Raw genomic sequence first — 10,417 nt, forward strand, 5'->3', positions numbered from 1 at the left:
CCGGTCGGCCCCGGCGGGGTCACGGCTTCGGGGGTGGGGGATGGGCTCGTCCACGGGCGCGCCGACGCACGCTGAGGTGCGCGCGGCGATCACGGCACGGACACCGAAGAACTACATCACGTGGCTCACGCTCGCGTTCATGATCACGTCGTCGGTCGCGAGCCTGCGCGCCGCGCCGACCATGGCGGTCTACGGCCTCGCGGCCGTGTTCCTCTACGTGGTCCCGGCGCTCGTGTTCCTGCTCCCCACGTCGCTCGTGTCGGCCGAGCTCGCGTCGGGGTGGTCCGGCGGCGTGTACCGCTGGGTCGCGGACGGCGTGTCGAAGCCGCTCGGGTTCCTCGCGATCTGGTGCCAGTTCGCGATGACGATCTTCTACTACCCGAGCCTGCTCGGGTACGTCGCGAGCACGTTCGCCTACGTCATCGACCCGAGCCTCGCGAGCAACGGGCTCTACGTCGCGATCGTCATCGTCGTGCTCTTCTGGACGGGCGTGTGGCTCTCCTCCCAGGGCACCAAGACGGTCGCGGGGCTGTCGAGCTGGGGCCTCGTTATCGGGACGCTCGTCCCGGCCGCGATCCTCGTCGTGCTCGGCATCGTCTTCCTGGCCCAGGGCAACCCGTCGGCCGCGCCGATGGACGCGCAGCACCTGCTGCCCGCCTGGACCGGGCTCGCGTCGCTGGTGCTCATCGTCAACAACTTCCTGTCGTACGCGGGCATGGAGATGAACGCGGTGCACGTGACGAGCCTGCGCAGGCCGGCCACGGAGTTCCCGCGGTCGATGTTCCTGGCGATCGGGCTCGTCCTCGTGATCTTCATCCTCCCGGCCGTCGCGATCAGCTGGGTGATCCCCGCCGACCAGCTCAGCCTGACCGCCGGGGTGATGCAGGCGTTCGACGCGTTCTTCGCCAACTTCGGCGTGAGCTGGCTGACGCCGATCCTCGGCCTCATGCTCATCGCGGCGTCGCTCGGCGGCATGCTCACCTGGCTCGCCGGGCCGTCGAAGGGCCTGCTCACGGTCGCGCGCGAGGAGGGCTACCTCCCGCCGTTCCTGCAGCGGCTCAACAAGCACGGCGTGCAGCAGAACATCCTCGTCACGCAGGGCGTCATCACGACCGGCATCGCGCTCCTGTACGCCTTCATCCCCGACGTCTCGAGCGCCTACTGGATCCTGTCCGTCATCACGACGCAGGTGTACCTCGTCATGTACCTGCTGCTGTTCGTCGCGGCGGTGCGGCTGCGCCGTCGGGCACCCGACCACCCGCGCGGCTACCGCGCGCCCGCGCTGACGCTCCTGTGCGTCGTCGGGTTCTGCGCCTCGGTGGCCGCGATGATCATCGGGTTCGTGCCGCCCGCGCAGTTCTCCAGCGGGAACGTGGGCGTCTACGTGCTGATCGTCGGTGGCGGCCTCGGGATCATCGGCATCCTCGTCCCGGCGCTCTTCTACCTGCTGCGCAAGCCGTCCTGGAGGGACCCCGAGGCCGCGGCGCTCGCGGCGGCGGACGAGGCGGGGGAGGGCGACGCGGCATGACCACGACCCGTCCCTCCCACGTCCCCGAGCACGAGCCCGAGCCGGTCTCGTCGAAGCGGTGGGTCACGTACACCGCCGCCGCTCTGCTCCTCGTCGCCCTCGGCGCCGTCATGCTGATCGTGTTCGACAACGTGCGGTCCAACCGCGACGCGCGCGAGGCCGAGCAGAAGGCGGCCGAGCTGCACGAGCAGTTCGCCGCGATCGGGATCACCGCCTTCAGCGAGGAGACGATCGCCGACGTCCTCGGCGACGACGGCGGCGGCTTCTGCGCCGACCCGGCCGCCCTCGTCGAGGCGACCGCGAACCTCGGCGCGGCAAACGGGGCCGCCGGCCCCGGCCTGCGGCCCTCCGTGCTCGACGAGCGCCGCCTCGCCGGCGACCGGCTCGTCATCGAGGTCTACTGCCCCGACCAGCTCGCCGCGTTCGACGCGTACGTGGACTCGCTCGACCTCGACCCCGGCCGCACCACCGAGCAGGGCGGCGAGGGCACCGACGCCACCACCGGAACCACGACCGAGGAGGACGCGTGAGCCAGCCGAGCACCGGAGCACGACCCGACGCCACCGGGCGCGTCGAGGAGGTGCGGGCCGCCGTGCAGGGCCTCCTGCCGCGCGCGCTCGACGACCTGCGCACGCTCGTCGCCATCCCGTCCGTCGCCGACGAGCGCCTCTACCCCCGCGCCGAGTGCGAGCGCGCCGCCCGCTGGGTGGCCGACGCGTTCCGCGCGGAGGGGATCGACACGCGCCTGGAGGTCACGCCCGACGGGTCGCAGGTCGCCCTGGGCCACCGTCCCGGGCCCGACGGCGCGCCCACCGTCCTGCTCTACGCGCACTACGACGTCCAGCCGCCCCTCGACGACGCGGCGTGGACCAGCCCGCCCTTCGAGCTCACCGAGCGCGACGGTCGCCTCTACGGGCGCGGCGCCGCGGACTGCAAGGGGAACGTCGTCACGCACCTCACCGCGCTGCGGGCCCTGCGCGCGCTCGGCGGCGACGACCTCCCCGTCGGGGTTCGGCTCGTCGTCGAGGGCTCCGAGGAGCAGGGGACGGGCGGCCTCGACCGGTGGGTCGAGGCGAACCCCGGGGCGCTCGCGGCCGACGCGATGCTCGTGCAGGACACCGGCAACGCCGAGCTCGGCCTCCCGACGCTCACCGTGACCCTGCGCGGCGCGGCGAACGTCGTCGTGCACGTCGAGGCGCTCGAGGGCGAGATCCACTCCGGCATGTTCGGCGGCGCCGCGCCCGACGCGCTCGCGGCCCTCGTCGCGATCCTCGCGAGCCTGCGGGACGAGCACGGCGACACGACCATCGACGGCGTGCCGGCCGCCGTCGCGCACGGCACGTGGGACGGGGTCGCGTACGACGAGGACCAGTTCCGCCGCGACGCGGGCGTGCTCGACGGCGTCGGGCTCGTCGGGACCGGCAGCGTCGCCGACCGGCTGTGGGCGCGGCCCGTCGTGACGATCCTCGGGATCGACGCGCCGAGCGTCGTCGGCTCCGCGGCCGCGATCCAGCCGCGCGCTTCGGCGCGGCTCAACCTGCGCGTACCGCCCGGCGCCGACGCCCAGGACCTGCAGGACAAGCTCGTCGCGCACCTCGAGGCCCACGCGCCCTGGGGGGTGCGCGTGCGGGTCGAGCGCGACGCCGTCGGGCAGCCGTTCGCGGCCCGCACGAGCGGGCACGTGTTCGACACGCTCACGGGGGCGCTCGCGGACGCGTACGGGCGTGAGACGGTCACCGCGGGCCAGGGCGGCTCGATCCCGCTGTGCAACGTGCTCGCGGGCCAGTACCCGGACGCGGAGATCGTGCTCCTCGGGGTCGAGGAGCCCGCGTGCCTCATCCACGCGCCGAACGAGTCGGTCGCGCCCAGCGAGATCGAGAACCTCGCGGTCGGCGAGGCGCTGTTCCTCGCGCGCCTCGGCGAGGGCTGACGTCGCGGGCTCACCGCACCGCGGGGGCCTCCTGGTCGAGCGCCCAGCGGTAGGCGGGGAGCCCGAGCAGCTCGGCGTGCGTCCCGCGCGCGACGACGCGCGCGGGGGCGCCGTCCGGCGCGCCGTCGGGGACCCCGAGCAGCAGCACCTCGTCGACCGCCTCCAGCGCGCTCAGCCGGTGCGTCGCGAGGACGACGCCGCGCCGGTCCTGCGCGGCGCGCGTCGTCGCGACGAGGTGCCGCACGAGCGCGTCGGCACCCGCGGCGTCGAGGTGCTCCGCGGGCTCGTCGAGCAGCAGCAGCGGCGCGGGGGACAGGAGCGCGCGGGCCACGAGCAGACGGCGGCGCTCGCCGCCCGAGACCGTGGTGGCGTCGGGGCCGAGCAGCGTCTCCAGGCCGTCGGGCAGCGCGGCGAGCCACGGGTCGAGGCCGACGGCGCGTAGGGCGGTCTCGGCCTCCTCGGTCGTGACGTCGCCGCGCGCGACGCGCAGGTTCTCCAGCACGGTCGTGTCGAACACGTGCCCGTCCTCCGCGACGAGCACGACGTGGTGCGCCGCGTCCTCGCGCGCAAGGTCACCCGTCGGGAAGCCGTCGAGGAGCACGCGCCCCGCGACCTCCGGGACGAGCCCGGCGGCGGTCGCGAGCAGCGTCGTCTTGCCGACGCCCGACGGCCCGACGACGGCGACCGCACGGCCCGGCGCGAGCGCGAGGTCCACGCCCTCGACGACGGTGCGTCCGGTGCCCGGCCAGCCGGCCGCGACGTCGTCGAGCACGAGGGACGTGCGCGGGTCCGGGGCGCGGCCCGCCTCGCCGGGGGCAGGGGTCGGGCCGCGGCCTGCCGCGGGCGCCGGCCCGTCGAGGAGTCCGACCACGCGCGCGGCGGCCTGCCGCGAGCGGTGGAGCTGGACGGCGGCGGCGGGCAGCGTGTTCGCCGCCTCGAACACCGCGAGGGGCGTGAGGACGATGACGGACAGCTCGACGGGCGCGAGCGTGCCGGCGGTGACGGCCGGGATGCCGAGCAGGAGCGACGCGAGCACCGCGAGGCCGACGGCGAGCGCGGCGATCCCGGCCGCGACCCCGGCGGGGCGGGCGCCGTCGTCGGTCACGCGGGCGAGCGCCCGGTCGGTCGCGCGCAGGTCGTCGAGGCGCGTGCCGAGGCGCCCGGACACGGCGAGCGGCCCGGACTCCTCGAGGATCTCCAGCGTCGTGGCGGTCATCGCCGCGCGCGTCGTGGCGCCGCGCGCCTCGACCTCGCGCGCCGACCGGGCGGAGAGCCACGGCGCGACGACGGCGGCGAGCAGGAGGCACAGTCCGAGCGCGACCCCGGCCGCGGGCAGGAAGGCGCCCACGAGCACGACGGACCCCACCGACACGGCGAGCGCGACCCCGGCGGGCACGAACGCGCGCACGACCACGTCGCCGACCGCGTCGACGTCCGCGCCGACGCGCGCGAGCAGGTCGCCGCGTCGCAGCCCGACGAGCGCGGCGGGCGAGCCCTGCGCGAGCGCGGTGTAGAGGTTGGCGCGCAGGGACGCCATGCCGCGCAGCGCGACGTCGTGCGACGCGAGCCGCTCCAGGTACCGGAAGACGCCGCGCGAGATGCCGAACGCGCGCACGCCGACGACCGCGACGGACAGCGTGAGGACCGGCGGCATCTGCGAGGCGCGCGCGATGAGCCACGCCGCGGCGGCCGCGAGGCCGACGGCGCTCCCGAGCGAGAGCGTGCCGAGCACGACCGCCCACACGACGCGGCGCCAGCGCACGTCGAGCAGCCCGACCGCGCGCCACAGAGGGTCGGCGGCGAGGCGGGCACGAGGTCCGGTCACGGGACGCTCCCCTCGGGGGTCGTGGAGGTGGCGGCGCCGACCGCCAGGGCAGTGCCCTGGGGGTCGGCCGGGTCGGCGTCCGGGCTCGCCGGGGACGGGTCGAGCCGTGCGGAGCGGACCTCGACCACGTCGTCCGCCGCGCGCACGAGCGAGGCGCGGTGCGCGACCACGACGACGGTGCGCCCCTGGTCGCGGAATGCGCGCACGGCGTCGAGCACGACCTGCTCGCCGCGCGCGTCCAGGTGGGCGGTCGGCTCGTCGAGCACGACGAGCGGGACGCGCGCCGGGTCGCCGAGCAGCGCCGCGGCGAGCGCGACGCGCTGGCGCTGGCCGACGCTCAGCCCGACGCCGCCGCGCCCGACCTCGGTGTCCCAGCCCGCGGGCAGCGTGGCGAGCACCGTGTCGAGGCCGGCGGTGCGCGCCGCGCGGTCGAGGTCGGCGTCGGTGACCTCCAGGCCGCCGGCGACGACGTCGCGCAGCCGCCCCGGCGCGAGCACGGGGCGCTGGGGGAGCCACGCGACCTGGGGCCAGTACGTCTGGGGGTCGACGTCGGCCAGGTCGAGCCGGGCGCCGTCGGGCCTGGTGAGTGTCGCGGTGCCGCGGTCGGGCCGTACGAGGCCGAGCAGGACCATCGCCGTCGTCGTCTTGCCCGCGCCGCTCGGCCCGGTGAGGGCCACGACGCGGCCGCTCGACGTCCCGAGCCGGAGCTCGAGGTCGAGGTCGGCGGGCGCGAGCACGTCGCGCTCCCCGGCCCGCACGCTCACGCCGCGCAGGGTGAGCGTCGTCCCGGCGAGCGCGGGTGCGGGCGCGGTGCCCGGCGCGGGCGCGTCCTCGTCGAGGACGGCGAACGCCTGCTCGGCCGCGGCGATGCCGTCGGTCGAGGCGTGGAAGTGCAGGCCGACCTGGCGCAGCGGGAGGTAGACCTCGGGGGCGAGCACGAGGACGGCGAGCGCCGGCTCGAGCTCCATGCCGCCGTGCACGAGGCGCAGGCCCACGCCCACGGCCACGACGGCCACGGACAGGGTCGTGAGGAGCTCGAGCACCATGCCGGAGAGGAACGCGACGCGCAGCGTGCCCATGGTCGCGCGGCGGTTGGCCTCGCCCAGCGCGCGCACGCGCCGCTCGGGGCCGCGCGCGCGACCGAACGCGAGGAGCGTCGGCAGACCGGCGAGCAGGTCGAGCACCTGCGCGCCGAGCCGCTGCATGACGACGAGGCGCCGCTCCGACGTCCCCGCGGTGAGACGCCCGACGAGCGTCATGAAGATCGGGACGAGGGGGATGGTCACGGCGATGATCACGGCCGAGACCCAGTCCAGGCCCAGCACGACGGCGAGCGTCGCGGGCGTGACGGTGGCGGCGAGCAGGAGCTGGGGCAGGTACCGCACCATGTAGGGCTCGAGCTGGTCGAGCCCGCGCGTCGCGAGCGTCGCGACCTCGGGGCCGCGCCCCGAGGCCAGCCACCGCGGGCCGAGTGCCACGGCGTGCGTGACGACCTGCTCGCGCAGCTCGGCGACGGTCCGCGTCGCGGCACGCAGCGCGAAGCGCTCCTGCGCCCACGAGGTGCCGGCGCGCGCGGCGACGACGGCGGCGAGCAGCCCGACCCGCGGCCCGAGGTCGGCCAGGTCGGCCGTCCCCTGGACGGCCGGCGCGAGGACCGACGCGAGGACGAGGGCCTGGGCGACGACCAGGGCCGCCGTGGCGAACCCGAGCACTGCCGTCAGGACGACGTACCCTCGCGCGGCCCGCGCGTGGCGCAGGAGCCGCGGGTCGAGCGGCTTCACGAGCCGGAGCCCCCGCCGTCGGTCAGGCCGCGGCCGGTCGAGCCGCCCGAGGACGCCCCGCCGAACGCCGCCTCGCGGACCTTCTTGAGCGACAGGCCGGCGGGCGCGGGGATGTCCTTCGTCGACAGGCGGCGGCGGAACACCCAGTACGTCCACGACTGGTAGGCGATGACGAGCGGCGTGAGGATCACGGCGACCCACGTCATCACGGTGAGCGTGTAGTCGGTCGACGACGCGTTGTGCACCGTCAGCGAGTTCGCCGGGTCGACGGCGGGCATCACGTCGGGGTACATCGAGCCGAAGATCAGCACGACGGCGGCGACGATCGTCAGGGCCGACGCCGTGAACGCGCGTCCCTCGGAGCCCTTGCGGTTCGCGAGGAGCGTCGTCACGAGCCCGGCCGCGGCGAGCACGACGGCGGCCCACGTCCAGGGCACCGAGTACGCGACCTGGGCCCAGACGGCCCAGCCGCCGGCGAGCACGAGCGCGGCCACGCCGAAGACCGAGGCGTGCTGACGGGCGCGGGCGCGGATCTCGCCGTCGGTCTTGAGCGCGACGAAGACCGAGCCGTGCAGCAGGAACAGGCTCAGCGTGACGAGACCGCCGAGGAGCGCGAACGGCGACAGGAGCGAGAAGAAGCCGCCGACGAACTGGTGGTCGGCGTCGAGCTGCACGCCGCGCACGAGGTTGGCGAACGCGACGCCCCACAGCACGGCGGGGACCCACGACCCGACCTGGATCGCGACGTCGCAGCGGCGCGCCCAGCCCTCGTCGCGGATCTTGCCGCGGTACTCGAACGCGACGCCGCGCACGATGAGAGCGACGAGGATGAGCAGGAGCGGCAGGTAGAAGCCGGAGAAGAGGGTCGCGTACCACTCGGGGAAGGCGGCGAACGTCGCGCCGCCCGCGGTGAGCAGCCACACCTCGTTCCCGTCCCAGACGGGGCCGATGGTGTTGATGAGGACGCGGCGCTCCTTCTCGCGGTGCTCCTTGTCACCGCGCGGGAGGATCGACAGCAGCATGCCGACCCCGAAGTCGAATCCCTCGAGCACGAGGTAGCCGGTCCACAGGACCGCGATGAGCACGAACCAGACGACGGCGAGATCCACGGTGTCTCCTGAGTTTTCTGGGCGGGTTCAGGCGCGTCGTGTCAGTACGCGAAGGACAGCGGACGGTCGGCGGACTCGGAGTCCTCGTCCGGCGGCTCCTGGGCCTCCGGGGACTCGTCGCGGACCGTGAGCGGGACGCCCTCGATCGCGTAGCGCCGCATGAGCGTGAACCAGACCGCGGCCAGCGCCCCGTAGACGAGCGTGAAGACGATCATCGAGGTCAGCACCACGCCGGGGCTCACCACGGTGGACACGCCGCGCTCGGTGAGCAGGCGGATCTGGTCGATGCCCGTCGGGTTCGGCGCGACGACCCAGGGCTGGCGGCCCATCTCGGTGAAGATCCAGCCGAACGAGTTCGCGAGGAACGGCATGGGGATGGCGATGAGGCCGACGCGCGCGAACCACTTGTTGTCGGTGACCCGGCCCTTGCGGGTGAGCCACAGCGCCATGAGCGCGAGGAGCACGGAGCCGGCGGCCATGCCGATCATGAGCCGGAAGGACCAGTAGGTCATCGCGAGGTTCGGCGTGTACGTGACGGGGTCGCCGGAGGCGGTGACGTCGCCGTAGCGCTCGGTCATCTGCTCCTGGACGTCCTCGACGCCGGGCAGGTAGCTCTCCGGCCCGGAGAAGTGGCCCGTGCCGAGGTAGGACGCGAGACCGGGGATCTCGATGAGGTGCCGGACGTTCTCGCACGAGTTCGACAGGTCGCCGATCGTGAGGATGGAGAACGCGGCACCCTCGGAGCCCTGGCAGAGCGCCTCGGCCGACGACATCTTGCCGGGCTGCTGCTCGTACATGATCTTGCCCTGGATGTCGCCGGAGACGGCGACGCCGAGCCCGCCGACGAGCATGGCGATGACGCCGAGCGTGACGGCCGGGCGGTAGACGTCGCGCGCGAGCTCGACGTTCTCCGCCTTGCGGGTGCGCACGAGACGGACCATCCACCAGGCCGCGATGCCCGTGACGAACGTGCCCGCGGTGAGGAAGGTCGCCGTGATCTGGTGCGGGAACGCGGCCCAGAGGGTGTTGTTCGTGAGGACGGCGCCGATGTCGTTCATCTCGGCGCGCCCGGTCTCGGGGTTGAAGATCGCGCCGACCGGGTGCTGCATCCACGAGTTCGCCGCGAGGATGAAGAACGCGGAGAGGTTGGTCGCGATCGCGACGGCCCAGATGCACGCGAGGTGCACCTTCTTGTTGAGGCGGTCCCACCCGAAGATCCACAGGCCGAGGAACGTCGACTCGATGAAGAACGCGGCGAGCGCCTCCATGGCGAGCGGCGCGCCGAACACGTCGCCGACGAAGCGCGAGTACTCGCTCCAGTTCATGCCGAACTGGAACTCCTGCACGATGCCGGTCACGACGCCGAGCGCGAAGTTGATGAGCAGCAGCTTGCCGAAAAACTTCGTCAGGCGCAGCCAGCGCTCGTTGCCGGTGCGGACCCACGCCGTCTGCATGATCGCGACGAGGGGCGACAGGCCGATCGTCAGCGGGACGAAGATGAAGTGGTAGACGGTCGTGATGGCGAACTGCCACCGCGCCAGGGCTAGGGCATCCACGTGCGCTCCTCGGGGGGCCCGACCGGGTCGGGGAAGTGACGGCGGAGTATCGGGAGGTGCCGCCGGGCGGGGGCCGGTGAGAGACGGCCCGGGTCCGGCGCTAGGTCCCAATCTGCCGCATCCGAGGGCCGGGAGATGACGTGAAGTACTGAAAACACGCCGCTTGTGACTATGTTCACAAGGTCCCGGGACGTTGGTCCCGGCCCGGCGGGACCGGCGGCCCGGGGCGCGGTGCGTGTCGCCCGGGTTCGTCCGCACCCCTGTGCGATACTGGGCGGAGCCGGGCGGGCTCCGCATCGCTCACCCGGCGAGCACGAGATCGCGGCACCAGCGGACCGCGGCAGTCGGCGCGCCGACCGGGGCGAAGGGCCCGGTGGCAGGCGCCCGCGCCGCGCACGCGGACCGCGGCCGTGACCGACGACTTCCGTCGCCGGACGACGCGCTCCGGTGCGCTCGTCCCGAGCGACGACCGACCGCCCGACGGGCCGCACGGTGCGGGGCGGTCCCTGTGGCAGCAGGAGCACGACGCGTGACGCTCGACAGCACCTCCGACAGCACCCCCTCAGAGTCGACGGCGGACGCCGCCGCGGACCGGGCCGAGAGCCCGACGACCCCGGCGCGCAAGCCCGCCCGCCGCCGCGCGACGCGCAGCGCGGCACCGCCGCAGACGCCGACCGCGGCGACGGCA

General features: G+C 74.5%; 8 protein-coding genes. 4 read left to right on the forward strand and 4 right to left on the reverse strand.

Annotated elements, in window-relative coordinates:
• Positions 1–40 precede the first annotated feature (40 nt).
• Genes ACPCUX_RS08895 through ACPCUX_RS08905 form a run of 3 tightly spaced genes read left to right on the forward strand, consistent with a single transcriptional unit; the run spans position 41 to position 3,458 of the window.
• On the forward strand, positions 41–1,528 hold the full coding sequence (locus tag ACPCUX_RS08895; protein WP_423388577.1) for an APC family permease: 1,488 nt from the start codon (positions 41–43) through the stop codon (positions 1,526–1,528).
• The gene (locus ACPCUX_RS08900; RefSeq protein ID WP_144682383.1) at positions 1,525–2,058 is read left to right on the forward strand and encodes a hypothetical protein; all 534 of its coding nucleotides are present in this window, start codon (positions 1,525–1,527) and stop codon (positions 2,056–2,058) included. Before ACPCUX_RS08895 ends, ACPCUX_RS08900 begins: the two co-directional genes overlap by 4 nt.
• Positions 2,055–3,458, forward strand: coding sequence for a dipeptidase (locus tag ACPCUX_RS08905; RefSeq protein WP_423388578.1), 1,404 nt, complete (start codon positions 2,055–2,057; stop codon positions 3,456–3,458). Before ACPCUX_RS08900 ends, ACPCUX_RS08905 begins: the two co-directional genes overlap by 4 nt.
• A gap of 10 nt (positions 3,459–3,468) precedes the next feature.
• Here ACPCUX_RS08905 and cydC read toward each other — a convergent pair whose 3' ends face one another.
• Genes cydC through ACPCUX_RS08925 form a run of 4 tightly spaced genes read right to left on the reverse strand, consistent with a single transcriptional unit; the run spans position 3,469 to position 9,729 of the window.
• Complete coding sequence (cydC, locus tag ACPCUX_RS08910) at positions 3,469–5,283, reverse strand: thiol reductant ABC exporter subunit CydC (protein ID WP_423388579.1); 1,815 nt, start codon at positions 5,281–5,283, stop codon at positions 3,469–3,471.
• Positions 5,280–7,064 (reverse strand): thiol reductant ABC exporter subunit CydD, encoded by a 1,785-nt coding sequence (gene cydD, locus ACPCUX_RS08915; protein ID WP_423388580.1) that lies wholly within the window; start codon positions 7,062–7,064, stop codon positions 5,280–5,282. The genes cydC and cydD overlap by 4 nt, the downstream gene beginning before the upstream one ends.
• Positions 7,061–8,173: a cytochrome d ubiquinol oxidase subunit II gene (cydB, locus tag ACPCUX_RS08920; protein WP_085387659.1), complete on the reverse strand. Its 1,113-nt coding sequence runs from the start codon at positions 8,171–8,173 to the stop codon at positions 7,061–7,063. Before cydB ends, cydD begins: the two co-directional genes overlap by 4 nt.
• A gap of 41 nt (positions 8,174–8,214) precedes the next feature.
• Positions 8,215–9,729 (reverse strand): cytochrome ubiquinol oxidase subunit I, encoded by a 1,515-nt coding sequence (locus tag ACPCUX_RS08925; protein WP_061266797.1) that lies wholly within the window; start codon positions 9,727–9,729, stop codon positions 8,215–8,217.
• A gap of 410 nt (positions 9,730–10,139) precedes the next feature.
• Between ACPCUX_RS08925 and ACPCUX_RS08930 the strand changes: the two genes are divergently transcribed.
• Positions 10,140–10,262 carry a hypothetical protein gene (locus ACPCUX_RS08930; protein ID WP_255181389.1) on the forward strand — a complete coding sequence of 41 codons (123 nt, stop codon included), beginning with the start codon at positions 10,140–10,142 and terminating at the stop codon, positions 10,260–10,262.
• Positions 10,263–10,417 lie beyond the last annotated feature (155 nt).

The organism is Cellulosimicrobium sp. AB352, assembly GCF_049538415.1.
GTDB classification, from domain to species: Bacteria; Actinomycetota; Actinomycetes; order Actinomycetales; family Cellulomonadaceae; genus Cellulosimicrobium; species Cellulosimicrobium funkei.